Raw genomic sequence first — 26,079 nt, 5'->3', positions numbered from 1 at the left:
CGATCAGCCGCCGCCCCCCCGGGGGGGCCTCGGCTCACGCGTCGGTCGCCGGCGACTTGCCCCAGGCGTCGGGCAACAGCTCGTCCAGGCGCGACAGCGGCCAGCCGGCTTGCAGCTTGCCGATGACGTCCGTGGCCCACGCCAGCGGGTCGATGCCGTTCAGCTGGCAGGAGCCGAAGACGGTATACGCACGGGCGAGGCGCTCTGCTCCCTTGTCCGAGCCGGCAAACAGGTAGTTCTTCCGGCCGATCGAGATACGCCGCAGGCTTCGCTCGGCCTCACCGTTGTCGATCTCGAATCGACCGTCGGTGAAGCAGCGCCGCCACGCCGCCTCTTGACCGAGCGCGTAGCGGGTCGCTTCGTAGAGCGGTGTCTTCGGTACGAGCCGCGGGTGCAGCTCGCGAATCCACCGATACAGCTCATCGACCGCGCCGAGCGCCTGCTCGTCGCGTCGCTCTTTGCGCGCATCGGGCCCCAGTCCTTCGGCCTTGCAGGCGGCCTCCACCCGGTAGATCGTCTTGAAGTACGACAGCGCGATGGCGGCGCGCGCATCGCCGCTCTTCGCCGCCTTCTCGAACTTGGCGCGGATGTGCATGCCGCAGCCGAGACGGCGCTCGTCAGGCACCACGGGGGCGCCGTCCTCGTCCTCCATCGCGTCATAGCCGGCGTAGCCGTCGCCCTGCATGTACCCGCAGAAGCCGGCGAGCATCACGGCCGGCCGCTTCGAGCTCCAGTCCGGGGCATAACGAAACGCAACCAGCTTGGTGCCATCATCGACCTGGGCCGCGAACGACCAGACATGCCCGCGCTTGACCCCGTTGGGATGATCGCGATCGAGCACGCGCAGGCCCGTGTCGTCCACATGCAGGTAGAACGCCTCGACCACCCGCTCGAAGATGCGGTCGGCGACCGGGGTGAGCACGTCGACCCCGAACGCCGCCCAGTCGCCGAGGGTCGAGGGCGACAGCGACACGCCGCTGCGCTCGTACTGCTGCGTTTGCCGGTAGAGCGGCGTCGAATCGTGGTACTTGTGCACGAGGATGTGCGCGAGCAGGCCCGGTCCCGGTCGGCCCCGATCCATGACCTTCTCGCTCGCCGCGGTGACGACGCCCTCCTCGGGGCAGGCGGGGCAGGCCAGCTTCTCGCGCTTCTCCTCGATGATCCGGAACTGGGCCGGCACGAACTCGAGGACCTCGCTGGTGCGATAGCCGATGCACTGTTTCGTCTCCCCGCAGTGCTCGCAGGCGCGCTCGGCCTCAGGGACCTGGATGACGCGCTCCTCGCGCGGCAGGTCCCTGGGCAGCGGCGCGCGGCCACCACGGCCGCGCGGAGGCTTCGGAGGATCAGGCGGCTGCGGGACGGGGCCGTCGCCCGGCTCTGTCGCTGCCGCCTCGTTCGAGGGAGCAGGCGCGGGCTCGCCGCCCTTCTGCTCCGCGTCGCCGAGCGCCGCGAGCATGAGCGACAGCTGCTCGGAGCTGACCTTCTGGCTCTTGCGGCCGTACAGCTCACGAAGCGCGTTGGCCAGCCGGACGCTCAGCGCGGTGTTGGTGTCTCGCTGCCCGACGAGCAGCTGGACGACCAGCTCGATGAGGTCCGCGATGCGCCCCTCGGCTGCCAGCTGCTCGAGCTTGAGCCGGACATCCTCAATGTCGACGGGTAGCTTGGCGGGCGGTGCGGGCGGCTCGGTCATCGGGCGCGCCATGTATCCACGGCGCGCCGGACAAACAAGGCGTTCCGTTTTCAGACGGAGTTTTCTCCGTCTCGGCCCTCTTCGGGCGCCAGCGCTTGCGCCGTGTCGCGGTCGACAGGTCCAGCCCTTCGAGCATCAGCGACAGCTCCGCGGACTCGACCTCGACGTGCGTCGCCCCTTGCGGCACGTCGCGCGCCAAGTGGAACCTTCCGCACGCCAGCTTCTTCGCCACAAGCATGTACCCAGTGCGATCCCAGAACAAAATCCGGATCTGGTCGCCTCGCCGATTCCTGAACACGAACAGATGCCCGCAGAGGGGATCGGCTCCGAAGCACTGCGCGACCAGCGCCGAAAGGCCATCGAAGCTCTTCCGCAGGTCGGTCGGCTCGGCCGCGACGTAGACGCGCACCGACGGCGGCAGCGTCAGCACGGCACCTCCTCGGCAGCGAGCGCCAGCACCCGCTCGAGCGTGGCCGGGTCGAAGCCCGGCCGAACACGGACCACCCGGCCGTTGGGCAGCGCGATCTCGATCGGCTCCGTCGTCGCCGGCGATGTGTCGGCCACCACGTGCACCGGCAGAAAGCGCGGCGCCTCTGCCGACGGCGGCGACGGCTGCGAGCCCCCGTCAGCCCGCAGCTTCCAGCGCCACCAGTACAGCTGCTTGGCCTTGTACCCCTCGCGTCGTGCGAACTGCTCGGCGCTCAGCCCGCTCCGCTCCCATCGCTGCACCCGCTCGGCCCACTCCACTCTCGTCGCCATCGCTTCCTCCTTCGTCGCGATGGGAACAGCTAACCGGCGCCGCACGGGCCGTCACGATGGCGTTGGTCGGGCGCTTACGCCGCAAGGCCCGTAGCACACACGTTTTGCCGACCCCCGGCTCACCGACGAGGAGCACGCTGGCGCGCTCGAGGAGCGCGGCTTCGAGATCGTCGACGAGCACCTGCTTCGACGTGGGCAGCCACAGCTCGGCATCGTCGAGCTCCTTGGAGAAGGGGGCGGTGCGGAGGCCGAAGAAGCCGAGCTCAGAAGATCGCATCGAGATCCTCCTCTGCGTCGACGTCGACTGCGCCAGCGGCCAGAGCCGCGTCGCGCGCGCTCTTGACGAGCAGGGCGCCGGCTGGGTCGAAGGCGACCGGCTGCCCCGCGGGTGACGCGCCGCTCTGCGTGACGCGGCGCGGAGGCCGCTTGACGTGTGCATTGTGTACCGGGTCGACGAGGCGAAGCGGGATCCGCTGTCCCTCAATCTCGACGACCGGGGCGAGAGGCTCGTCGAGCAGGCAATAGGCGACGGTCACGACACGGCCGGCGAGGTAGCCGTGATCGAGCTCGTAGAGCCGCCCTCGGACGGAGACGGTGGTATCGCGGCGCACGCGCCGACGCTGCCGGAGTGTGAGCGCTTCGCGCAGACGAGCCTCGGAGAGGGGGTCGATCTCGCGCTGCCCGGGCGCGTACACGAGCCCTGGCGCGCGCCCCATCAGACCGGCGTGCGGGGACGGGTGGTAGTGGACGTCGACGAAGGCCTGAATACGAGAGGAGATGTCCTCCAGCGAGGTGATCGAGCCCAGGTGGTCGAGCACGTTTTCTCGAAGCGTCCGCCAGAATCTCTCCATCTTGCCGCGCGCCTGCGGGTCGTAAGGGCGCGCGTGGAGCAGGGTGATTCCGAGGCGCGAGCAGAAGAGGCGCAAGGCATCACCCCGGCAGGTAGCGCCGTTGTCCAGATAAAGCGCGCTTGGAACGCCGTAGAGCCGGAGGGCGCGGACGAGCAGCCGCAACATGGTGTCTTCCTTCTCGTCGCTCTCGACCGAGGTAACCAGGATGAAGCGCGAAGCATCGTCGAGCAAGGCGTGGATTCGGACGGTGACCCTGCGCCCGGCGAGATGGAGTGTGGGGCCGTGACAGACGTCGCCGTGCCAGAGCGCATCGGGGTGGTCGGCTTGCCACTTGAGCCGGGTCGTCGGCCCCTTGCCGTCGCGCTGCGGGATCTTGTCGAGCCCCTCTTGACGGAAGAGGCGGCGCACGGTCGAGGCGCTGACCGTGGCGCACAGCCGTCCGTCGGCGCGGAGCGTGCGCAGGATGAGCGGCACCGAGGCATCCGGGTGCTCCCGCCGGATGTCGCACAAGAGCTGCCGCAGCACGGGGTCGAGCTCGCGGCCGCGCCCGCGGTCGCGACGGGCGCGAGGGCGCAGACCTTCGAGCCCCCGCCGGCGATAGGCATAGAGCCAGCGCTCCAGGGTCGGTATCGAGAAAGAGCGCGTGCACGCGCTCCCGGGCGGACGCAGGCGCTGCATCGAGAGGGTGCGTAGCGCTTGGGCGAGGTCGCCGTGCTCGAGATCACGAGCGCAGATCTGCCCGATGACACCATGGCGGAAAATGGCGATTTCCTCCGCGTGATCTTTGGGTTTGAGGATGTCCACGAACGGTCCTTTCCACGGGTGCGTTTCGACGACCCGTGTGGATCCCGTGCCTCATCTGCCGGCCGCCGTGCCCGATCCTGTGTGGTGGAGTCGCCGGAGCGCGCGTTTGCCTGCGGATGGGCATCACGCGGCGAGCGCGGCGCCGCGGAACGCCAGGTGAGCGGCACGGTGTTGACGCTCAGGCTGGCTGATGGCTCGCCGAGCAGGCCCCTTGATGGCCATCGCGGGCGTGCTCCGTTGCGGTCAAGGAGGGCGATGGCCATCGCTCCGGCGTGCGCCGCGGGCTGCCTCGCGATGGCCATCACCGCGTGTCCGCCGACGTTGGCGCCGAAGAGGCGCTCCTGCGCCGGCGCCGAGGGCGTTCCCGCCGCCTCGGTCCAGCGTCAGCTGCCGTCCGTCCCCAGGTCGCCGACGATGTGGGACATCACCTCGCGCTCGACGAGCTTCTTCTTGCGCCGCGCTGCCTCGCGCAGCGCGGCGGTGGCCATGCGGTCGATCTCGCGCAGGCTCGATCCGGCCGCCTCGTGCAGCAGGAGGAGGGCGTCGGCGGTGAAGACCTCGCGGTCGGCGCCGGCGCGGCTCATCCGTAGCCGCACGTACTGGCCGGTATCGTCGGGGACCATTGGACCAATCGACAGACGCCGCTCGATCCGCGAGTACAGCGAGCGATTCTTGCGCAGCTCGAGCCGATCTTGGAGGTCAGGGAGCCCTACCAGGATCAGCGACAGCAGCGCACGACTGTCCCATTCGTAGTTGAGCAGGATGTGGAGATGATCAAGCGTGTCCTGGTGGAGCAGATGCGCTTCGTCCAGCAGAAAGACCGGGTGAATACGCTCGCGGCCGAGTGTCTCGACATGCGCGCTGACGGCGTAGAAGACGGCCGCCGCGGTTGCAGCGGGGTTGAGGCCGAGCGCATGGCAGAGCTGACGATAGAAGTCGCGACGGCCCAGTGTGGCATTGTGGCAGTAGGTCAACCGGAAGCCTGCCTGCGGCAACCGATGACGCACGGCCCGCAGCACACACGTCTTGCCGGCGCCGGGCTCGCCGACCAGCAGCACCTGGGCGTGCTCGTGCACGGCCTCGCACACCTCCTCGACGAGCTGCTCCTTGGAGGGCGGCAGCCACAGCTCGCCGTCCTGGATCTCCTTGGAGAAGGGCGCAGCCGAGAGGGTGAAGAAGCGGACGTATGATTCGCTCACGCTGCACCTCCGGCCTCGCCGGTGTCCTCGCCTCCGCCCGCCCGGCGGCCGAGCGTCCGCGCGGGGTTGAAGTCCACCGGGCGCGTCGGCTTATCCGCCGCTGGGCCGCCGCACGGAGGCCGCTTGCGCCGCGCGTTGCGCTGCGGGTCGACCGGATGCAGCATGAGGCGCTTGCCCTCGTGCTCGACCCACGGCGGCTCGTCCGGCGCGATGAAGCACCGGGCGACAGAGACGATCTGGCCAGCGAGGTAGCCCTGGTCGAGCTGCCAGGCGATGCCGTCGACTGAGACGATGTTGTCGCCCGAGACGCGGCGCCGGGTACGCTCGGTGAGCGCGCTGCGTAGCGCCTTCTCATCGACGGCGCTGTCTCCGGCGGGGCGGGCTGCGTAGAGCTGCGCCGGGGTCTTGCCGAGCAGGCCCGCGTGTGGCGCCGGGTGGTAGCGCCTGTCGAGGAAGGCGCGGAGCGTCGTGTTGATGTCGACGAGCGAGGCCACGGCACCGAGGTAGTTGAGGCACCCTTCGCGCAGCGTGCGCCAGAAGCGCTCCATCTTGCCGCGCGCCTCGGGGTCGTAGGGCTTTGCGTGCAGGAGCGTGATGCCGAGCCGCGCGCACGCGGTCTTGAGGATGTCGCCGCGGTAGGTCGAGCCGTTGTCGAGATAGAGCGCGTCGGGCTTGCCGTGACGGCGCAGGGCGTCGACGGTCATGCCGAGCATGTCGACCTCTTTCTCGGTGGTGTGCGCCTCGAGCGCGACGACGTAGCGAGAGGCGTCGTCGAGCAGCCCGTGGATGCGGAGCGGCATCGCTTTGCCGCCGACGGTGCAGCCGGTCACGTGACAGACGTCACCGTGCCAGAGCGCGCCGGGGCGCTCGGCTTGCCAGCGCAGCCGCGTCTTCGGCTCGCCCTCGGCGCGCGCAGCGCGGCGGCGAAGTCCGTGCGCCGCGTACAGGCGCCGTACGGTGGGCTCGGAGACCTTGCCCGCTTCGAGGCGTCCGTCATCGACGAGCGTCTTGAGGATGAGCGGCACCGAGGCGTAGGGATGCTCGCGCCGGATATCGAGCAGCAACGCACGCAGCTCTTCAGGCAGCCGCTGCGCGAAGCCTCGATCGCTGCGTGGCTGCGGACGCAGGCCGTCGAGGCCAGCTGCGCGATAGGCGTACAGCCAGCGCTGGAGCGTGGGCACCGAGTAGGTGCGCGTGCTGTGCGCGCCCGGCGGGCGAAACCGCTGCTCGCTGAGCGTGCGCAGCTCGGCGGCGAGCTGGCCGTGGGTGAGCACGCGGTGCATCAGAGGGCCGATGACCGTGGCGCGATAGATCGCCACGGTCTCGGCGTGGTCGGCGGGGCCGAGAGCCATTCGAACAGGTCCTTTCTGCGCCTTGCTGGCGCGCGGTCCTTGTCCGGGATCGGCGGCGTTTTCGGCAGGGATCCTCTCAGGTGGGCTGTACGATTGGGACTCTGAAAGGGCAGAGGCCCTCACGCCGCGTGCGCGGCGCCGAGGAAGGCGCGGTGCTCGATCGGCAGCGCCCGGGTCGTTGGGGCAGCGCTCGCCGCGAGCGCTGCCGCGGCGCTGGCCGCGCTCTGACGAAGGGATGCGGGTGGGCCTGGGCCGGGGGCTTCCGCAAAGAGACGTCGCTGCGCGACATCGCGCGCCCACCGGCGCAGCGTGGCCCAGCCGGTGACGGCGCTGTCGCCGAGGATCCTCGCCGGGCCCACGCGCCGCCGGACCTCGGCTGCCGTCGCGAGCGCGAGGCCCCAGAGCGCGAGGGCGAAGCCTATCGCGGCGGCGCTGTACGTGCGCCGACCGAGCACACCGCGAGGAACGACGAGGAGCACGGCGCCGCAACGGAGGCAGCGGTAGCGGCGGGCGGTGACCGGCATCACCTCGGGCGGTTGGTCCGGGCTGGCAGGGCCCCAGACCTGCCGCTCGCGCCTGCCGTGACCTTGGAGCTGGATGGCGCCTCCGAGCGGACAACTCGCGACGCCGCAGGCGGGGCAGCGAGCAGGGCGCGCTTCGACGACCGAGGGGGGTTGCTGCTGCCAGCGCTTGATGTCGATGGCGCTCTGGATAACACTGCGACCGCTTCGATTCCTGGGCACAAGAACCGGAGCACGACGAGGAGGCTGTCGGCCAAGATCAGGTCTCCTCGTCGCCTATTTTGTGGCCGGCACCGCGCCGCTGCTCCGCTCCGCTGGTGGACCTACCCCGTCGTGAGGCGGGCGTGGGAGCAACGATGGGTGGTAATTTTCGAGCGGTGGCCGGAATAGATGCAGTCACGTGCCGGTAGCTCCTTCCGATGAGAATTCGGGGCAGCTGGCCGGAATGTAGGTACCGCGGCTTCAGGGGTGTCGTCCTCCCTCGTTGCGTACGCGGAGCGAGCGCCCTCCATGATGGCCATCTTCGCTGCGTAGAGCTCCTCACCATCACGCAGCATGCTCGATGTGAGGGGCTGGAGCATCATCGAGACCGGGCGGCAATACACGGTCGCCGGCGCGGCCTCGCGGCGACAGCGCGACGAGCTGCATCGCCGTCCGCTCGGCGACCTGCGCGCGGGTGCTCTCGGCGCCATGGCGCCCGAGCCGGAGGAACAGCTGCCCGCGGCGACTGGCCTCGATCCATCTCGACGGCGCGAGCCACCGCTCGGCCGCCGCGACGCCCAGGATCGTGGAGCAGCAGACCTCGGCGCGGACGACGGGCGTGGTCGCGCCGTCGAGTCCGATGCGCGCGAGCACCCAGCCGATCGCCGCCGCGGAGTAGCGCCGCCGGGGCAGCAGCCCGCGAGGCACCACGAGCACGACCGCGCGGCAGGCGCTGCAGCGGTAGCGCCGAGCCTGCACCGTGACCTGCTGCGGAGCGCCGCCCGCCTCGAGCGGGCCGTACACCTGACGCTCGCGCAGGCCGTGGCCACGCATCACCAGCGGGCCGTCGACGGGTCGGCCGGCCGCGTCGCAGCAGGGACAGCGCGCCGGCCGCAGGTGCTCAATCGTTGGCAGCACCGTCATCCAGCGCTTGATATCCACGTCGGCTTGAACGATCCTGCATGAGCTCCGCTCCTGCATGGTGCTCGGAGCACGACGAGGGGAGGACGGGTCGCCACAACACGCATCCCCTCGTCACCTATTTTGTGGCCGGCCTCGCGCCGATGCTCCGCTCCGTCGGCCCGGCCTTACGTCAGCGGCGGTGCTGACGTGGAGCAACGTGCACTGGTAATTTAGGGCAAGGAGCCGGAACGCATGACAACGGAAGCGATGTAGCTTTGGGTCCAAGATTCTGTGAGAATTTCTGGTGAGAACACGGAATCCACGACGGCGAGCGCCGACCGACGACGGAGCCGCTGCATCCACCCCGGCTTCCTCTCCCCGCTCGGTACCGACTCCATGATGGAGGAGCACGGACCACTCAGGAGATAGCCATCACGAACAGGGATCGAGATCGGGGCGAACTCCACTTTTGGGAGGGCGCGGTAATAGGGAGCCGTCGCCCACCAAGCAGGCGGTGTGCCCAGGCGCCAGCTTCAATGCCCTTTGAGCAGGCATGTCTCCTTCGGGCCACCTCCGATGCGTAGGTGACGAGGGAGTAGGAGTCAGTGTTTCAATGCTCTTTGAGCAGGCATGTCTCCTTCGTGCCCAGCTCTTCATCCAGGAGCTCGAGACCTACGCTTGCCCGTTTCAATGCCCTTTGAGCAGGCATGTCCCCTTCGGGCTGATGACAGCTCTTGCGTACAGCTTTGTCAGGATCTGAATGTTTCAATGCCCTTTGAGCAGGCATGTCCCCTTCGGGACTGCAGATGCATTCGCCCGCTCCGCCATCCTCCAATTGCTGTTTCAATGCCCTTTGAGCAGGCATGTCCCCTTCGGGTCTCCGGCATGGCACTTTTGACAGGAGGAGCAACTGAATGTTTCAATGCCCTTTGAGCAGGCATGTCCCCTTCGGGTCGAGTGCATCGACGAGGATGGCCCGGAGAACGGATGCGTGTTTCAATGCCCCTTGAGCAGGCATGTCCCCTTCGGGCGCGATGGGTTGCACTGTGGAAGATGAGCTCGGAATGCTGTTTCAATGCCCTTTGAGCAGGCATGTCCCCTTCGGGCGTATGAGCAGCAGGAAGCCACTTGTCTCACGATCGACTTGTTTCAATGCCCTTTGAGCAGGCATGTCCCCTTCGGGTGTACCGCATGGAGGATGATAGCAAGATCCGAGTGGGTGTTTCAATGCCCTTTGAGCAGGCATGTCCCCTTCGGGTTGATGAGGGACGACGATGATGAGCCGGGAGGCGGAAGCTGTTTCAATGCCCTTTGAGCAGGCATGTCCCCTTCGGGACTGGATACAGCTAACATTCGGGGTGTCGAACCGGAAATGTTTCAATGCCCTTTGAGCAGGCATGTCCCCTTCGGGCGTTTCGGCCGTGGTTCTCAAGGATTTCATCAAGCTGTTTCAATGCCCTTTGAGCAGGCATGTCCCCTTCGGGGACTGCCAAGACGAGGAGGACAAGTGCTACGAGAACTGTTTCAATGCCCTTTGAGCAGGCATGTCCCCTTCGGGATGGGGGGATCATGGAAACGCAAAAGTCGCTGCTTGTTACTGTTTCAATGCCCTTTGAGCAGGCATGTCCCCTTCGGGGCCCTGCGACTACTTCCTGCTCGTGCAGTGGGATCACGATGTTTCAATGCCCTTTGAGCAGGCATGTCCCCTTCGGGCCTCCCCTTCCTCATGCGTGCTGGAGGGAAAGTGCAACTGTTTCAATGCCCTTTGAGCAGGCATGTCCCCTTCGGGGAGCAATTTATCGGGCGGCGGGAAGCCTGTTATCGCCCCTGTTTCAATGCCCTTTGAGCAGGCATGTCCCCTTCGGGAATATCCGAGCCAACCGCCACCTGCTCAGATCGCGGCGCGTTTCAATGCCCTTTGAGCAGGCATGTCCCCTTCGGGGCCCTGCCACGCGTGTGGTAGGGCTCAACCGCTTTTTTGTTTCAATGCCCTTTGAGCAGGCATGTCCCCTTCGGGAAGGGAGCAGCCATCACATCTCGCGCTGCTCCCTTCCCTGTTTCAATGCCCTTTGAGCAGGCATGTCCCCTTCGGGAGACTATCGACCCCACCTCGCTCTCCATCCATCTCCTTGTTTCAATGCCCTTTGAGCAGGCATGTCCCCTTCGGGGGCTCAGCCGATCCCGCACGAAGGCGAAATCGAGAACGCGTTTCAATGCCCTTTGAGCAGGCATGTCCCCTTCGGGGGGCGAGGACGGCAAGGATAACGTGACGGGGTTCGACAGCGGTTTCAATGCCCTTTGAGCAGGCATGTCCCCTTCGGGGCGAACGCAAGGAGAAAATCATGTCAGCACCAACTGATCATCTGTTTCAATGCCCTTTGAGCAGGCATGTCCCCTTCGGGAGCCCCATCCAAATCCATAACAATATTCACCACTTACCCAAGGCATTCCGCTAACCCCGCGCCAGCGCTCCGCTCGCCCGCTTCACTTCGCGTCCTCAACGAGACGCCTCGGCGCGAATAAGCGAATCCTTCCGGTCACTTGCGCGATTCGCTAATCCGCCGCCGGAAACGGCATCCTCTCCGGCTAGTACCGCGTCGCCTAAGTTCCTCCCTGGTTCTGCGCGCCAGAAGGTGCCGAGCGAGGAGAGGGGGTGCGGAGCGTGAGGCATCTCCGCATGCGTTGCGTCCAGCAGCGCCGTTTTTCTCATCGCCGTGCGCTCTTCGGTCTTTTTGAATTTCGTTGCTCGGGGCCGGTCGCACCGGCCGGATGCCCGGACCGAAAGCTACGCCCGTCAAGTTGCCGCCGAAGGTACGCAAGCGCCTGGCCCGCTACGCGCGCTCTTTGAAGCTTCCGCACCGCATCGTCGTGCGGGCGAAGATCGCGCTGCTTGCCGAGCAGGGGCTGTCCAACGCCGGGATCGCTGAGCAGGTAGGCTGTGACGTCAAGACGGTGCGCAAATGGCGCGAGCGCATGGCCGCGCTCGAGGACCCCCTGGCACTGGAAGACGACTACCGCAGGGGCCGGCCAGCGCGCATCTCGCTCGAGGTGCATCACGAGCTCATCAAGCTCGCCTGCCAGCGGCCTCCCGACGACAAGTCGCCGTTCGAGCAGGTCTGGACCCTCAAAACACTGGCCGATGCGCTCGCCGGGTCGACCGGCGTGCAGATGAGCCGGACCGAGGTCTGGAGGATCCTCGAGGGCGCCAACTTAAAGCCGCATCGCGTCCGGCTCTGGTTGCACAGCCCGGACCCAGACTTCCGACCCAAGGTAGCGAAGATCTGCCGCCTGTACGTGCAGCCGCCCGAGGGAGCGACGGTGCTGTGCATCGACGAGAAGCCAGGGATGCAGGCGCGGGAGCAACGCTTCGCTCCGCGAGCGTGCGGTCCAGGTCGCCCCGGCCGTAAGGAGTTCGAGTACCGCCGCCGCGGCACCCGCACCCTGATCGCGAGCTTCAACATCCGCACGGGCGAGGTCCTCGCCGCCTGCGGCCCCACGCGTAAGGCCCACGATCTGCTCGCGTTCATGGAGCGGGTGGCCGAGCGCTACCCGGCGGGACCGGTCTACATCGTCTGGGACAACCTCAACATCCACAGCGGTCCACGGTGGGCCGAATTCAACACGCGCCACGGTGGTCGCTTTCACTTCGTGTACACGCCGCTGCATGCCTCCTGGGTCAATCAGGTCGAGGTGTGGTTCAGCATCCTGACGCGGCGTGTGCTGAAGCATGCCGCGTTCCGCTCGGTGCACGAGCTGACCGCTCGCGTTCTTGCCTTCGTGGAGCACTGGAACCGGGTCGAGGCGCGCCCCTTCCGCTGGACCTTCCGCGGCCGGTTTCGCCGCACCTTGCATCCTCGAGCGGCCTGAGCTGACGCTCGGCCCGTCATGGCCAAGCTCCACGCCGACCCGGTACACGCCGAAGCCGTCGCCTCGCGGCTGTCAGCACGCGGATTCCCCCACCTGCGCGCTCGCAAGCGCGGCGAGCTGGTCGTCATCGAGTCCGGTCCCGACGACGACCCCATCCCGCATGCGCGCCTGCGGCGCGGCACCGTCCAGCTCTGGAGGCTTGAGATTGCCACACATTCCGGGCGCTGGGAGCCGACGGGCATCCGCGCGCCCCTCAAGGACATCCTCGACGTCCTGGTGCACGACTTCCCCTGGATGCTGACGCCTGTCGTCTGATCGGGAAGGCTTGGCAAGACCTCTCGCGGAACCAGGTACGAACTTAGGCGACGCGGTACTAGCGCCGGCTGACGGCCTCTACCTTGCCAAAGAGCATGCCCACCCGCGCCACGTAGCCTAAGCAGTGTCGCCGTGGGGCGTTCGGCCGTCAAGCCCCAGCGCTCGCGCGCGTCCACCCGGCAGCCATCCGGCCGACGTCGAACGGCCCCTCGCGCCTGCGTTCTCGCCCGTGAGGACGCCGGGGCCGCGGGCGGCGCATCCCACGCGCGGCCGTCAGCCAACGACAACCACTCTCTTCTTCTCCTCTCCCCACCCCGCCAGGGATCCCGCCCCCGGGCCCCACCCGTCCAAGCCCCAAGCCCAGCAATCTCCCGACGCCCACCACTGCCCGAACGCGCTTGACTCCCCGTCCCAGGGCGCGACCATCGCCCGGTTGTCCTGAACCAGGAGGGAACCTGTGCCCCCGACACGAACTGCCATGAGCAAACCGGTAGCCAGCAAGACCGAGCCCAGATCATCCACATCCAGGAAGACGCAGGGGCCGCGAACAAAGCCCCCGGCCTCCTCGCGCCACGACCCCACCGCCGACGGGGCGCTCCTCGCGCTGGACCCGAACTACGCGGCTGCCCCCGACATGCCGGTGAGCGTCGCGGAACGCGAGCTCACCTCCCTGGCGCGCCGCCTGCGCCGGCGCTCCCGCGAGAAGGCCAAGCCCATCGCGCCCGTCACCGCCCCGGCATCGAGCCCGGAGCTGACCGCGGAAGCCTAACATCGCCCGCGGGACGCAATGCTCTCACGCCCGCACCCGATCCTCTCACGCCCGCGCCCGATCCTCTCACGCCCGCACCCGATCCTCTCACGCCCGCACCCGATCCTCTCGCTCCGGCGCCCAATCCTCTCGCTCCAGCGCCCGCTCCTCTCGCTCCGGCGCCCGATCCCCTCACGCCCGCGACCGCACCTCTCCCTCCCCCACCCGATCCTCGAAGAGGGCGTGTTAGAAGGCCGTGTGCACTTCACCATCTGTCACGAGCTCGACGCCCCCCTCGACGCCGTCGAGCTCGCCGTGCTGTCGCCGGAGCTCGGGCCGCGGCTGGCCACCAAGGTCGCCTCCCTCGAGAGCGTCGTCACCGTCGAGCACGCGCTCCGCGACGGCGAGCTCCTCCGCATCCTCCGCTTCCAGGCCAGCGCGCCGCTGCCGATCTTCAAGGACTACCCCGTCGCCAAGGACGCCATGTCCTGGGAGGAGCGCTCGACCTACCGGCTCTCCGATCACGCCTCCACGTGGCAGGTCAGCCCGAAGGAGCAGTGGCGCAGCTACTTCCGCTCCGCAGGCACCTACCGGCTCGAGCGCCTGCCCCAGGGGCGCACCCGCCGCCGCGTCGACGGCGACATCCAGATCCGGCTGCGCCTGCTCGGCCCCCTCGTCGAACGCCTCGCCCTCGCCGAGGTCCAGCGGACGTACGACGCCGAAGCGGATACGCTCCGGGAGCTCGTCACCGCATGAACGACCTACCCCGCCCCGAGACCCCCGCCCGCCGCGCCCGCTTCGCCCGCACCGCCGCCGCGCTCCTCGGCCTGTGCGCGCTCGCCAGCGCGACCACCGCGCTCGCCGCGCCGACCGACGGCCCCGCGCAGCCGATCCCCGACCCGGGCAAGCCCGTCGCCAGCAGCGACGACACCTCGGCCATCGCGGTGAACCCCGCGAACCTCTCCTTCCTCCCAGGCACGGAGCTCCGGTGGACCTGGGTCTCCACGGGCTCGGCCTCGCCGCTGCCCGCGCGCGGCCACGCGTTCGCGCTCGGCGTGCCGCTCTGGTTCGTGTCGACCGGCCTGCGCTTCGACTTCCTCGACCCGCCCGGGGCCGCGCCGGCGCCGTTCGACAGCCCCTCGCGGTGGTTCCGCTGGGGGCTCGCGCTCGACACCGGCCCGGGCTTCGCGTTCGGCACCACGCTCGGCTGGGGCAGCTCCGACGCGCCGGCGCTCGACGGGTACTTCTCCCTCACGAGCGGCATCACCCTCCGGCCCTTCACCTGGCTCTCCCTCTCGGCCGTCGCGCGCGACTGGAACCGCCCCGAGAACCGCCTCGGCGAGGCCCTCGAGCGCAGCTACGATTTCGGCGTCGCGGTGCGGCCCGTGGGCGGCAGGCGCGCGCTCGAGATCGGGCTCGAGACCGCCTACGTCGAGAACAGCGACCCCGACCGGAGCGGCACCTTCACGCCGCGCGCGACGCTCGGCCTGCGCGTGCCCTACGTGGGCACCCTCCGCGGCGACGTGACGCTGCGCGACCTCGCCAGCGAGGACGGCCCCGAGGTCGCCGCCATGGCCGGCCTCGACGTCAACGTCGGCGGGCTCCAGGTCTCCGGCGGCGGCGTCTTCGGGGACGCCGTCACGAAGAGCGGCACCGGCTTCTACACCAGCGTCGCGCTCCGCAGCTTCTCGGAGCCGGGCGTCCGGCGGCTGGCCCGCGTCGTCCGCGTCCGCCTCGACTCGACCCCGGGCGTCCGCAGGCACACGCGGCTCCTCCAGCAGCTCTGGCGCCTCGCCGAGGCCCCGGAGGTCTCCGGGGTCGCGCTCGTGCTCCGCGCCGAGCCGGCCAGCTCGCTCGCCCACGCCGAGGAGGTCGCCGACGCGATCCGCAACCTCAGGAGCCACGGCAAGAAGGTCCTCTGCCACCTCGAGGACGCCGGCGGCCGCGCGCTCCACGTCTGCTCGCACGCCGACGCGATCGCCATGAACCCCGCGGGCGGGCTGCGCTTCTCCGGCATCTCGTCGAGCTACTTCTACTTCGGCGGGCTCCTCAAGAAGCTCGGCGTGCAGGCCGACCTCGTCCGCATCGGCCCGCACAAGCTCGCCGCCGAGCAGTTCGCCCGCGAGGGCAGCACCCAGGTCGGCAAGGAGGACCACCAGGCGTTGGTCGATCAGCTGAGCGGCGCGTTCCTCGACGCGGTGAGCGCCGGGCGCCGCATCCCCGTCGAGGAGCTCAAGCGGCGGCTCGCGCGCGGCCCGTTCCTCGCGCAGGAGGCGCGGCAGAGCGGCCTCGTCGACCTGCTCGCCTACGACGACGAGCTCGGCCGCGTCATCGACGAGGTGATGGGGCGCGCCTCCCGCGTCGTCGACGACGACGCGGGCGACGAGGCGCCGGAGCGCTGGGGCTACTCGCCCAAGATCGCCCTCGTCTACCTCGACGGCGACATGATCGACGGCGAGAGCCGGTCGATCCCGCTCCTCGGCGTCAAGCTCGCGGGCTCGTACACGATCGCCGGGGCGCTGCGCCGCGCGCGCGAGGACCACAACGTCCGCGCCGTCGTGCTCCGCGTGGAGACCGGCGGCGGCTCGACGCTCGCGTCGGACGTCATCCTCCGCGAGGCGATCCTCACGGCGCGCGTGAAGCCGCTCATCGTCTCGATGGGCTCGCAGGCCGCGAGCGGCGGCTACTACGCGTCCGTCGCCGGCGGCCAGATCTTCGCGAACCGCTCCACCATCACCGGCTCCATCGGCATCTTCTACGGGAAGGTCGACGTCACCGGGCTGCTCCAGAAGCTCGGCGTCAGCATCGAGACGCACCGCTCGTCGCCGCGCGCCGACGCCGAGTCGATCTACCGGCCGTTCACCGACGACGAGCGCGAGCAGCTCGGGGTCAAGGTCAAGCAGCTCTACGACCGGTTCGTCGCCCGCGTCGCCGAGGGCCGGCGCATGCGGCCCGACGAGGTCGACGCCATCGCGCGCGGGCGCGTGTGGACCGGCGCCCAGGCCCTGGAGCGCCGGCTCGTCGATCGCGTCGGCGGGCTGCGGGAGGCGCTCGCCGAGGCGCGCCGGCTCGGCCAGCTGCCCGGCGACGCGCCGGTCCTGTCGCTCCCCGAGGAGGACACGTCGCTCCTCGGCTACGCGCTCAGCCTCGTCGGCCTCTCGGCGCAGGCCCAGGGCGAGCTCGCGACGGCGACCATCCCGCCCGTCATGCTCGACGCCGCGCGCGCCCTCACGCCCTTCCTCGTGTTCGGCGCCGACAGGCCGCTCGCGCGCAGCGAGTTCGCCGGCGAGATCTCGTTCGGCGCCCCCGCGACGGCGCGCGAGGACGAGCCCGCGCCGCCGTCGCTCGAGGAGCGCTGAGCCCATGGGGGACGCCGAGGCCGCGGGCCCGCCGCTCTTCGACGCCCGCGCCGCGCGCATCGCCGTCGACGATGTGGTCGCGATCGACGCGCTCACCGCGGCGTCGCGCGGCGACCGCGTGCTCTGCGCCGGCGACACCGGCGCGCTCTTCGCGGCGCTCACGGGCATCCCCCTGTCGGCCGTCCGCTTCGCGTCGCCGGACGACGCGCTCGACACGGCGCCCGGCGAGGCGCGCGTCGTCGCCGGCCGGCTCGCGATCGCGGGCCGCGACGTCGCGCGCTCGGCGCACCGGGCCGCGAGCGGGGCGGCGCCGCTCGATCCGCCGCTGCCGCTCGCGTGGACCGTGGACGCCTACGTCGCCTGGGGCGCGCGGCTCGACGGGGCCTCGCCGCGCGCGGCCGCCGAGCTGGTGCCCTCCGCCCTGGCCCGGGTCGGCCTCGCGGCAGCCCAGAAGCGCGCGCTCCGGACGCTCGCGCTGCCCGAGCGCCGCGCGCTCGTCCTCGCCCAGGCGATCGCGACGGCGCCGCCCGTGCTGATCGCCGAGGATCCGCTCGTCGGCCTCGACGACGGCGCGGCCGGCTTCGTCCTCGCCGCGCTCGCGGGCGCCACCGAGGGCCGCGGCGCGCTGCTCACGGCGGCGCGCCTCGACGTCGAGGGCCCGCGGGGCGTCCTGGTCCGCGGCGCCACCGACGTGCTCGTGCTCGCCGGCGGCGAGCTCGCCTTCTCGGGCACGTTCGCGGAGGTCGCCGCCGGCGGGCGCCTCTACACGCTCACCGTCCGCAGCAACGCGGAGCTCCTCCGCGAGGAGCTCGCCGCCCGGGGCATCGCGCTGCGGGGAGGGCCGGCGCGCTTCTCGGCCGCGCTGCCCGAAGGCGCGACCACCCGCGACGTCGTCCTGGCCGCCGCGCGCTGCCGCGCCGCGATCGTCGAGCTCACCCCCCTCTTCTGAGCGTCCCGGGTCGAGCGTCCGCCGGAGCGCAGGGCGAGCAGCGGGTGTCGCGCTCGGCGCTGGAGCCGCTCCGCGGGCGACGGTCCCGGGGCGAGACGGCCCAGCAGCCGCTCCGCGGGCGACGAGCCCAGGGCGGGCCGGCGCAGCAGCCGCTCCGCGGGCGACGGTCCCGGGGCGAGACGGCGCTGGAGCCGTCAGAAAGGCGAGATCCGGCGGCGCCGGCGCCGCCGAGCGCTCCGGGACGGCCGCGCTCGCGGCGATGGCCGAGGGGAACGGCTCGGAACGCGGCTCGCCGCGGGACCATCGCGTTTCCCGGCCGTGCCAGCGCGACTTCGCCGTGCCAGCGCGATGTGGGCGGCGTGGGCGCCCCTTTCAGGCTCGGCCGGCGTCAGCCGCCTTCGAGCGGAGGAGCAGGCTCGGGCGAGGCGGGCGCCTCGGGGGGCAGCGCGTCGTCCTCCTCGGCCGCGGTCCGGCCGGGCCTGCGGCCGGACGGGCGCACCTTGGCGGCGAGATCCTCGAGGCCGGCGAACGTGAAGCTCGCCGCGAGCAGCGCGGCGCCCCGGCCGAAGCTCTTGTCGCTCTTGCGCATGGCGCTCTGCTTCGCGCGCAGCGTCGCCTCCTTCTCGCGCTCCTCGGTCGCGACCTTCGCGAGCGCCTTCTTCAGCGCCGGCAGCTCGGCCGCAATCTCGTCGGCGAGCGCGGCGCGATCGAGCTTCATCGACGCGCGCCTCGGCTTCGGGAGCTTGATCTCCGCGTCCCGCAGGGCGCTCACGACCCGCTCGCCGGTCGTCGCGAGCACGGAGGGGTCCTCGGGAACGGCCCCGTCCAGCAGCAGCTTGCGCAGGCCCGCCGGCCCGAACGCCGCGTCGACGGCGGCGCGCCCGTCGACGAGCACCGAACGCAACCGGGCGGCGGCCTCGTCGCGCGCGTCGCGGGGCGCCGCATCGTCGGAGAGCTCGCGCTCGTGCGCGTCGTCGGCCGCCACGAGCGCGGCCGTGTCCGCGGCGACCCGGCGCGCGACGAGGCGCACGAGCAACGCCACGTCGGGCATCTTCTCGCCGGACCTCAGGCAGGGCGCGAGCTCTGCCGCGATCCCCTTCGCGATCTCGTCCGCGTGCGTCTCGGCCGACGCGGCCACGGCGCGGCTGGACTTGTCCCTGTCGGTCACCAATTTCGACGCCATGCACCCCTCCTTCTCGGAAAACGCGGCCGGAACGGCCGCAACATGGCCTTCTCGGAAAACGCGGCCGGAACGGCCGCAACATGGCCCGGCAGGCTCGTCGAGGTGCGAGCGCATCGCAACATGCCGGCACGTTCTCGCCGCGGGCCGGCAGCGCGCCACCCAGCCACGCGACCGCATCGCGGCGATCGTGGCCGCGATCTTGCAATACGGCACGTGTCAGTTTCCAGCCCCGTTCGACCACCCAACGGCATTCACTCCTTATCCCGGATCCGTCGCGCTCGAGGGTCCGGGGCTTCGGGAATGAGCGTTTGATTCGCTGCAGCCTCGGCCATCCGCCGGAGGCGCCCGAGCTCCTCGCAGGCGCGGGTCAGGCGCTTGTACGCCGTTGAGACCGGGAGCGAGAGCTGCGTTGCGATCTCGTCCATCGGCACCCCAGCCAGGTAACGCGTGAGCACGTCGCGCAGCTCGGGGGGGATCTGCTGAATGAGGGCGCGCGCGTGCTGGCGTTGCGACACGTCCTCGACGAGCTCGAGGGCCGTGGGGCCCTCGTCGGGTATCTCGGGATCTGGCTCGGTGCCTGGCTGTTCCCGTGAGCGGCGCTGGGCCTTCTCGTGATAGTGGGACGCCGTGAAGACCGCGATTCGGTTCTGCCATCGATCGGCCGGCGAGCGATCGGCGTCGTACTTTCCCCATGTCCTGAGCATCTGCTCCAAGACATCCTGCGCCACGTCGTGCACGTCTGATGACGGAACACCGAGGCGGACAAGCCATCGAATCAGGCGCCCGCGGGCGCGATCAGAAAGAAGGACGTCGATCCCCGGATAGCGATTGTCCCCCTTCGCCATGCTCAAACAGTGTCATAAATGCGACACCATGTAAAGGGCGATGAGAGCACCCCGAGCAGGAGCGCCGTCGCGGCGCACGCCGAGAGCGCCGACCGGCCACCCCTGACCAGGCGTTCACCAAAGTCGACCCCGAGCCCCGCCGCGCCCAGGCCCCGCGCGTCGCCGCGTCCACCACCGCGCTGGCGGTGCAGCTCGGGGAGCAGGCGGACCCGACCTTGCAACATCTCTCGAATTCCTGTTTGGGGCTCCTCATGATGTCGCAAATGTGACACAATGCCCCGATGCGGTCCAGCCCGCTGGCTACTTCCTCGGCCATCCCCCCGGGGGACGGCGCCGACGCGTGGCGCGTTCAAGGCTGGCTGGGCCGCGCTTTGTCCGGAGGTGCCTATGACATGGGCTCAGGTACATGAGGTGTTACGCATCAACGTCGGTGTGCTCGCGCTCGGTTTGCTTGTCTCTGTTCTCGTCATCGCCGGTCTCGTCGGTGAGCTCGCCCTCGCGAACCGAAAGCTCGGCAGAGCCAGAGGCGAGCGGGATGCCGCAGTCGAGCGAGAGCGCGCGGCGAAAGAAGCTGTCGGGGCGATTCAAAATTGGGACGTGGAGGAGATGCAACGCCTCCTTCGGTTGTTTGCGACGACCGCCGACGCCATGATCGCCGAGATCGACGAGTTTCGCGGTCGATCCGTGCCGTCTCCGGCGGAAGCCTTCAGGCTGCTCTGCCGCGGGGACGACGATTGGCAGACCAGGTTTGCCTATGCATCCGGCCTGTCCCCCGGTGCCGCCGCGACCGTCATCTGCGGGCGTCGCGCCATCAACGAAAGGATGGCGCGGCACCTCGCGGACTTTACGGGGGTCTCTGTCAACGCGTGGCTCATGCTCTCCCGCATCCATGCCGCCTATCGCTTGCTCTCGGAGACGACCATGGTTCGCACGCGCGACGCCCTCGCGGCTGCGATCTCGCGTCGTCGTGCCGCCTTCGCCGAGCTGGCCGAGCTCCCCGGCGCCCCCGCTCCCGCCGACAGCGCCGAGCCAAAGGCGCCCGCCCCGGTCGAGCCCTTGGTGCCGCCCCCCGTGCCGACGGTGCCCCCGGGCGAGCCGCCTCCGCCGCCGCCCACGGTCCCGGCGCCGCCGCCACAGCCGAAGGGACCGCCGCCGGGCCGATACGTTCACGTCCCGGGGCCGAGCCCGAGCCAGCGCCCGTTGCGTCGTCCCGCCCCTGCTCCCGAGACGCAGGTGGTCGCTGCACCCCTCGATCATCCAGCCCCGCCCGCGTGCGAGCGAAGCAGGCAGTGGAGGCCGGCCGATGATCGCCGGGTCGCCGCGCGCGCCGCCGCGCTGACCGAGCTCCCCGTGCTGAGCGAGCCCGGCGAGGAAGAGGAGCCCACCTCGCAATTCCGGCCGGATCGCACCCTGCCTGGTGTGGGCCTGTCATAGGTGTCGTAAAAGCGACACTGCGCCTCCGCTCTTCCGCGCACGGGGCGCGCTCGCGTACCATGCGCCCGTGCCCCCGCTGCCCGACGAGCTCCTCCGTCACCGCGTCGAGCTGCTGGCGCGCTCGTCCGTGCTCCGGCGTGCGAGCCCCGACACGTTGACCCAGATCGCCGGCGCCGCCACGATCGCGCAGGCCGAGGGGCCTGATCCGCTCTACTCCGAGGGGAGCCCCGCGCTGCACGTGCTGCTGCTCGTCCGCGGGGCCGTTCGGCTCGATGCGACCATCCGCGGGCGCACCGTGCCGACCGGGTGGTACCGCGGCGGGGAGCTCATCGGAGAGGAAGCCGCGTATGAGCCCACGTACCGCGCGACGGCGATCCCGCTCAGCCCGACGTCGATCGTCCAGCTACCGGCCGGCGCCCTGCGCGCGGCGCTCGCGTCCGATGCCGCGCTCGCGATCGCGTGGGGGCACCTGGAGCATGAGCGCTTGGTTGAGACGCAACTACGGCTGGGCGCGCTCGCCGCGAAAACGCATATTCGCCTCGCGGGCTTCCTGCTGGATTACGCGCGCCGGTTCGGCAGCAAGGAGCTCGAAACGAACAAGCTCTTGCTGGTGGATCGGCCGACCGCCTCGCAGATCGCCGCGTATCTCGGCGTCGTGAGGCAAACGGTGCAGAAGGACTATGACAAGCTGGAGGAGCTCGGCGGAATCCTGCGCGTGAGCGGCGGCTTGTACATCCATCCCGCGGTGCTCGAGCGCATCGCCGACCAGGAAGGCCCGCCCTCGAGCAGGTGAATCGAGGCGTAGACTCGCTCCCGGTGGCGATTCGAGGTACTAGCGAAGGTCGAGGTCGGGCCTTCCGCGCACCGGTCGCGCTCGTCTAGGATACGCGCGTGCCTCCGCTCCCCGACGTTACCCTGCATGAGCGAGTCGAGTTGCTCGCGCGCTCGCTGGTCCTCAAGCGTGCGAGCCCCGACACGCTGATCCAGATCGCGAGCTCCAGCAGCACCGCGCAGGCCGAGGGGCCCGACCCGATCTATACCGAGGGGAGCCCCGCGGCGCACGCGCTGCTCCTCGTCCGCGGCGCCGTCCGGCTCGACGCCACGATCGCCGAGCACACGGTGCCAGTCGGGTGGTACCGCCCCGGCGAGATCATCGGCGATGAAGCCGTCTACGAGGTCAGGTACCGTACGACGGCGACCCCGCTCGGCCCGGTCATGTTCGTGGAGCTGCCGGCTCGTGCCCTGCGCGCCGCCCTCGCCACGGATGCCGAGCTCAACTTCGCGTGGGGAAACGAGCAGTACCGGCGCGTGGTCGAGACCCAGCTACGGCTCGGCTCGCTCGGGGCGACGACGCACGTACGGCTCGCCGCATTCTTGCTCAACCACGCTCGCCGGTTCGGCGCCAAGCGGGCCGGCGCAAACCACATCTCCCTCGACGAAAAGCCGACCGCCTCTCAGATCGCCGCGTACCTCGGCGTCGTCCGGCAGACGGTCCAGCGGGACCTCGACAAGCTCGAGGCGCTCCGCGCGATCGAGCGAGTGAGCGGCGGCGGCCTGCACCTCTTCCCGGATGTCCTCGCGCGCATCGCCGGCGACGAGGGGCCGCCGTCGAGCAGGTAGCGCCGGAACCATTCGTTCCACGTGGGCGCCTGGTCGGATCGTAGGGAGTGGATGAAGGATGGCTCTCCCGTAGGACCAGCGCCACGCCGCCTTCTTTGCAGTCCGTGTCACCCTTACGGTTGGCGCGGCCAAATTTCCTCAAAATCGACCGACTGGGCCGCGAAGTACGAATGAAGGTTCGGGCACGGCCGGCAAAGCCACAGGGGGATGAGCACTCCCAATGGCCCCGTAGTTTTTTACGTTTTCTTGCGGTAGCCTCGCCAACATGCGTCTCCTCGGTGTGTGTCTGGCTGTCCTCCTCGCGTCGGCGGTCGCCCGCGCCGAGCCGCCGCGCCGCGACATGCGCGAGCAGACGATCCAGGCGGCCAACCGAGCTGTCGCGGAGCGACGCTTGGCCGACGCTCGCGAGCTCTGGCGGGCGCTGTGGGAGGCCGCGCAGGCGCCGGAGGCCGCCTGTAACATTGGACAGCTATCGAGCCGCATGGGCGAGCTCGTCACGGCCCGGGAGTACCTGGCGATCTGCGTGCGCCTGGACGCCAACGAGGCGCACAGGATCGAGCTCGCGCGGGTCGAGGCGCGGCTCGGGCGCCTGATCGTCCGTGCAGACCCCGACGTGACCGTGCGGGTGGACGGGCGGGAGCTCGAGCCCGGGGCCCGCGAGACGTGGGTGCGAGCCGGCGATCATCTCGTGGAGATCGAGCGCGCAGGGCGGCGCGCGTCTGCTCCCGCGCTGGTGCCTGCGGGCGAGCGCCGGCAGGTGACGCTCGAGCTCCCCCCGGAGCGGCCCGAGCTCCCGCCGGAGCGGCCCGAGCTCCCGCCGGAGCGGCCCGCCCGCCCCGCGCGCCGGCCCTCTCCGCCGCCCGCGCCGGGCCCGACGTGGCCGATGTACGTCGGCCTCGCTGGCGCCGCCACGGCCGCCGTGGTCGGCGGGACCGCGCTCGCGATCGCGGAGGACCGGCGCGTCACCGCGGTCCGGCGCGCGAACCAGATCAGCCCGATGAATGGATGCGCCGCGCCGCGGCCCGGTTGTGACGAGGTGACCGCGCTCGCGGAGGAGCATTTCACGCTTCGCACGGTCGCGATCGGCGCGTTCATCGGAGCCGCACTGCTGGGCGCCGGCACGGGCGTCTACTGGTACCTGCAGCCGGACGGCGCATCCGTGGCAGTGGCACGCCGATGGTGATTCAGGGCTACGAGATCGGCGATCGGATCGACGCGCCTCCGCCGCTCCAGGGGTGGCGATGCACCAAGGAGGGCGAGCCGTGGTGCATCTACGCGGCGCCCCGAGGTGACGCAGGTTTTTCAGAGCGCCTGGAGCGCCTGCGGCGCGTAAAGCTCCCGTGGTCGCCGGCCATCGTCGATGGGGGGATGACGGAAGAGGGCCGCCCGTACGTCGTCACCGAGCCAGCAGGGACGCCTGTTTGCCTGCCGGGTGGATGGCAGGGGATCGCAGAGATGCTTCGTCACGCCCTGAACGCTGCGGGGGCGCTGTCAGCCGCTCACGAGATGGGCGTGTGTCATGGGGACCTGACGCTCGAGTCTCTGAGCCTCGACGCGCGGGGTGAAGTGCGCATCGCGCGGCTTGGATTCCTGGCGCTGTTCCGGGTCGAGCTCTGCGAGGCGCATCGGCCCCAAGCGCCCGAAGTGCTGAGGCGCGGCTATCCGACCGGCCCGCAGGCCGATGTCTACAGCCTGGCGGCGATCCTTGATCGGATCGTGCGTGAGCGCCTGCCGGCGGGCGCCGTCCTCCCTGCGCCGCTCGCCGAGCTCATCACGAGGGGAACGGCGGAGCACCACGAGGAGCGTTACACCGACATGCTCGAGCTCTTCGATCGTCTGCGAGACGCATCGACAGAGGTGCTCGCGGCCCAGCTCGTCGTGCCAGCCGATCGCGATACGGCCCCCGTCGAGAGGGACGACGGGCCGAAGACGCCCCGAAGCCCGTCGAGCCGGGCGACGGTCCCGGCGTCGATAGAAATACGAGCCGTGCGGCGCGGGGCCGCGCCCCCGGCGCCGTCGGTCCCCGAGCTCCCCGCGCCGCCCCCCCGTGTGACGGGCCCCGTGGCCGTCGTGGCGCTCGGCCTCGCAGCGCTGGCGCTCGGGACCGCTGCGAGCCTGGCCGTGCTGCTCCGCCCGCCGCCCATCGTGGTGCAGGTACCTGCGCCGGCCTCTGCACCGCCGCCGTCCGCCACGGCGTCGCCCGCGCCAGCGGAGCCGCTCGCGCCAGCGGAGCCGCCCGCGCCAGCGGAGCCGGCGTCCGCCGTCGCGCCGACGCGCCCGGCCTCGTCCCGCGCGCCGGCCCCCCGGCGAACGACGCGCACGCCGACGGAGGAGCTCTGCGAGTCCGAAGGATGGTATTCGTGCACGATGCGCCGTCCAGCTAGGAGGTGATATGTCATTCCGCATGTTCGCGTCCGCCGTCGTGACGGCGATGTGGTTCACGATCCCGTTGGCGTGCGATTCTCCCTACGTCTATCTCAATTGTGACGTGAGCCAGGATTGTCACACTGGAGCTCAGAACGTCCCAGGCACGGTCTGCGTCGAGGACGTCTGCAAATGCCAGGACCCGACTTACGCGATCTGCTGCGACTTCAGGCGGGCCGACGATCCGGATTGCAAGCTCGTGTGCCGTCCTTGCTGGGAATGTGCCGAGGGCACCAGGGGCTGCGAGGGCGCGGACTTCGACTGCCGTTTGCCCTCGGATTGCCCCCCCGTGCCGACCACGTGCCCGAACGTCAGCTCGTGCGCAGCCGGGCGGTGCGGGCACACCTTCCAGGCCGGGACGACGGAAAGCCAGAAGGTGGGGGACTGCACGCGGCGGAGGTGCGACGGCAATGGCGTCCTCGAGCATGTCATCGACTTCACCGATATGCACGATGATGGGAACGATTGCACGGTTGACCAGTGCGACGAGACCGGACCGACCCACACGGCGCACCCCGATGGGACGCGATGTCGCGACGGCTACTGCGCGCGTGGGAAGTGCGTGGAGTGCATCGGACAGGCCGACTGCTCCGACAGTGAAGTGTGCGATCAAAACGCCTGCGTGCCTGGTCACTGCGTCGACAACCGTCCTGGTGACGGCGAAACGGACACCGATTGCGGCGGCCCCTGCGTGCCGTGCGCCGATGGTCAGAGGTGCCAGGTCGATGCGGATTGCTCCTCTGGCGCCTGCAAGTCCGAGCGCTGCGCCGCCCCCACCGCCAGCGACGGGCGGGCGAACGGCAGCGAGACGGACGTTGATTGCGGCGGCCGTGACGCGCCCGCGTGCTCCGGCGGTGAGCGGTGCGCGTATCAGCGGGACTGCACGAGCGGCGTGTGCATCGGCAACGTCTGCCGCGCGCCGACGTGCACGGACGGCACGCAGAACGGCCAAGAGACCGGCATCGACTGCGGCGGCGCGTGCCCCGTGGCGTGCGAGTAGTCCAGCGTCGATTGGGTCGTTGTAAGCGGCGTGCCGACCCCGGCGGGCTGACTCT

Annotated in this window: 22 protein-coding genes and 1 CRISPR repeat array; of the genes, 12 read left to right on the top strand and 10 right to left on the bottom strand. The window is 70.1% G+C overall.

The window, feature by feature from the left end; all coding sequences use genetic code 11:
* Nucleotides 1–34: 34 nt before the first annotated feature.
* From tnpC to WME98_RS19280, 8 genes are all read right to left on the bottom strand, one after another.
* Nucleotides 35–1,690 carry an IS66 family transposase gene (tnpC, locus tag WME98_RS19315; RefSeq protein ID WP_437952597.1) on the bottom strand — a complete coding sequence of 552 codons (1,656 nt, stop codon included), beginning with the start codon at nt 1,688–1,690 and terminating at the stop codon, nt 35–37.
* Nucleotides 1,644–2,120, bottom strand: a complete 477-nt coding sequence (tnpB, locus tag WME98_RS19310; protein WP_437952596.1) for an IS66 family insertion sequence element accessory protein TnpB — start codon at nt 2,118–2,120, stop codon at nt 1,644–1,646. The genes tnpC and tnpB overlap by 47 nt, the downstream gene beginning before the upstream one ends.
* A complete protein-coding gene (gene tnpA / locus WME98_RS19305; protein ID WP_437952595.1) occupies nt 2,114–2,449 on the bottom strand; it encodes an IS66 family insertion sequence element accessory protein TnpA in 336 nt (111 codons plus the stop codon). Before tnpA ends, tnpB begins: the two co-directional genes overlap by 7 nt.
* Nucleotides 2,450–2,712: 263 nt before the next feature.
* Complete coding sequence (locus tag WME98_RS19300; protein ID WP_437952594.1) at nt 2,713–4,104, bottom strand: DDE-type integrase/transposase/recombinase; 1,392 nt, start codon at nt 4,102–4,104, stop codon at nt 2,713–2,715.
* Between the two features lie 383 nt (nt 4,105–4,487).
* Nucleotides 4,488–5,303, bottom strand: a complete 816-nt coding sequence (locus WME98_RS19295) for an ExeA family protein (RefSeq protein ID WP_437945293.1) — start codon at nt 5,301–5,303, stop codon at nt 4,488–4,490.
* A complete protein-coding gene (locus WME98_RS19290; RefSeq protein ID WP_437952324.1) occupies nt 5,300–6,655 on the bottom strand; it encodes a DDE-type integrase/transposase/recombinase in 1,356 nt (451 codons plus the stop codon). Before WME98_RS19290 ends, WME98_RS19295 begins: the two co-directional genes overlap by 4 nt.
* A 119-nt stretch (nt 6,656–6,774) precedes the next feature.
* Complete coding sequence (locus WME98_RS19285; RefSeq protein ID WP_437954008.1) at nt 6,775–7,179, bottom strand: hypothetical protein; 405 nt, start codon at nt 7,177–7,179, stop codon at nt 6,775–6,777.
* Nucleotides 7,180–7,722: 543 nt separating this feature from the next.
* Entirely contained in the window at nt 7,723–8,319 is a 597-nt protein-coding gene (locus tag WME98_RS19280; RefSeq protein WP_437952593.1) for a DUF6431 domain-containing protein, read from the bottom strand.
* 490 nt (nt 8,320–8,809) lie between these two features.
* Nucleotides 8,810–10,682: a CRISPR direct-repeat array (repeat unit 38 nt; unit sequence TGTTTCAATGCCCTTTGAGCAGGCATGTCCCCTTCGGG).
* A gap of 397 nt (nt 10,683–11,079) precedes the next feature.
* Here WME98_RS19280 and WME98_RS19275 point away from each other — a divergent pair.
* From WME98_RS19275 to WME98_RS19250, 6 genes are all read left to right on the top strand, one after another.
* On the top strand, nt 11,080–12,147 hold the full coding sequence (locus WME98_RS19275) for an IS630 family transposase (RefSeq protein WP_437952592.1): 1,068 nt from the start codon (nt 11,080–11,082) through the stop codon (nt 12,145–12,147).
* An 18-nt stretch (nt 12,148–12,165) separates the two neighbouring features.
* A complete protein-coding gene (locus WME98_RS19270) occupies nt 12,166–12,462 on the top strand; it encodes a hypothetical protein (RefSeq protein ID WP_437952591.1) in 297 nt (98 codons plus the stop codon).
* A gap of 478 nt (nt 12,463–12,940) precedes the next feature.
* A complete protein-coding gene (locus tag WME98_RS19265) occupies nt 12,941–13,231 on the top strand; it encodes a hypothetical protein (RefSeq protein WP_437952590.1) in 291 nt (96 codons plus the stop codon).
* Nucleotides 13,232–13,468: 237 nt separating this feature from the next.
* A complete protein-coding gene (locus tag WME98_RS19260; protein WP_061622903.1) occupies nt 13,469–13,966 on the top strand; it encodes a DUF2505 domain-containing protein in 498 nt (165 codons plus the stop codon).
* Nucleotides 13,963–16,569, top strand: coding sequence for a signal peptide peptidase SppA (gene sppA / locus WME98_RS19255; RefSeq protein WP_437952589.1), 2,607 nt, complete (start codon nt 13,963–13,965; stop codon nt 16,567–16,569). The genes WME98_RS19260 and sppA overlap by 4 nt, the downstream gene beginning before the upstream one ends.
* A gap of 4 nt (nt 16,570–16,573) precedes the next feature.
* A complete protein-coding gene (locus WME98_RS19250; RefSeq protein WP_437952588.1) occupies nt 16,574–17,518 on the top strand; it encodes an ABC transporter ATP-binding protein in 945 nt (314 codons plus the stop codon).
* A 388-nt stretch (nt 17,519–17,906) separates the two neighbouring features.
* On the opposite strand, the gene WME98_RS19245 is transcribed toward WME98_RS19250, so the two are convergent.
* Nucleotides 17,907–18,701 (bottom strand): hypothetical protein, encoded by a 795-nt coding sequence (locus tag WME98_RS19245; RefSeq protein WP_437952587.1) that lies wholly within the window; start codon nt 18,699–18,701, stop codon nt 17,907–17,909.
* A 251-nt stretch (nt 18,702–18,952) separates the two neighbouring features.
* Nucleotides 18,953–19,546 carry an RNA polymerase sigma factor gene (locus WME98_RS19240; RefSeq protein WP_437954007.1) on the bottom strand — a complete coding sequence of 198 codons (594 nt, stop codon included), beginning with the start codon at nt 19,544–19,546 and terminating at the stop codon, nt 18,953–18,955.
* A 411-nt stretch (nt 19,547–19,957) separates the two neighbouring features.
* Between WME98_RS19240 and WME98_RS19235 the strand changes: the two genes are divergently transcribed.
* The 6 genes from WME98_RS19235 to WME98_RS19210 all read left to right on the top strand — a co-directional run bounded on the left by WME98_RS19235 (nt 19,958) and on the right by WME98_RS19210 (nt 26,024).
* The gene (locus WME98_RS19235) at nt 19,958–20,980 is read left to right on the top strand and encodes a hypothetical protein (protein ID WP_437952586.1); all 1,023 of its coding nucleotides are present in this window, start codon (nt 19,958–19,960) and stop codon (nt 20,978–20,980) included.
* Nucleotides 20,964–21,773 carry a Crp/Fnr family transcriptional regulator gene (locus tag WME98_RS19230; RefSeq protein WP_437952585.1) on the top strand — a complete coding sequence of 270 codons (810 nt, stop codon included), beginning with the start codon at nt 20,964–20,966 and terminating at the stop codon, nt 21,771–21,773. The genes WME98_RS19235 and WME98_RS19230 overlap by 17 nt, the downstream gene beginning before the upstream one ends.
* A gap of 98 nt (nt 21,774–21,871) precedes the next feature.
* Nucleotides 21,872–22,600: a Crp/Fnr family transcriptional regulator gene (locus WME98_RS19225; protein ID WP_437952584.1), complete on the top strand. Its 729-nt coding sequence runs from the start codon at nt 21,872–21,874 to the stop codon at nt 22,598–22,600.
* A gap of 265 nt (nt 22,601–22,865) precedes the next feature.
* Nucleotides 22,866–23,783 carry a hypothetical protein gene (locus WME98_RS19220; RefSeq protein ID WP_437952583.1) on the top strand — a complete coding sequence of 306 codons (918 nt, stop codon included), beginning with the start codon at nt 22,866–22,868 and terminating at the stop codon, nt 23,781–23,783.
* A complete protein-coding gene (locus WME98_RS19215; RefSeq protein ID WP_437952582.1) occupies nt 23,777–24,991 on the top strand; it encodes a hypothetical protein in 1,215 nt (404 codons plus the stop codon). The genes WME98_RS19220 and WME98_RS19215 overlap by 7 nt, the downstream gene beginning before the upstream one ends.
* Nucleotide 24,992: 1 nt before the next feature.
* A complete protein-coding gene (locus tag WME98_RS19210; RefSeq protein WP_437952581.1) occupies nt 24,993–26,024 on the top strand; it encodes a hypothetical protein in 1,032 nt (343 codons plus the stop codon).
* Nucleotides 26,025–26,079 lie beyond the last annotated feature (55 nt).

The sequence above is a fragment of the Sorangium sp. So ce296 genome, assembly GCF_051529605.1.
GTDB lineage: Bacteria > Myxococcota_A > Polyangia > Polyangiales > Polyangiaceae > Sorangium > Sorangium cellulosum_D.
Note: the sequence above shows the minus strand (reverse complement) of the source record. Positions and strands in the feature narration are given on the sequence as shown.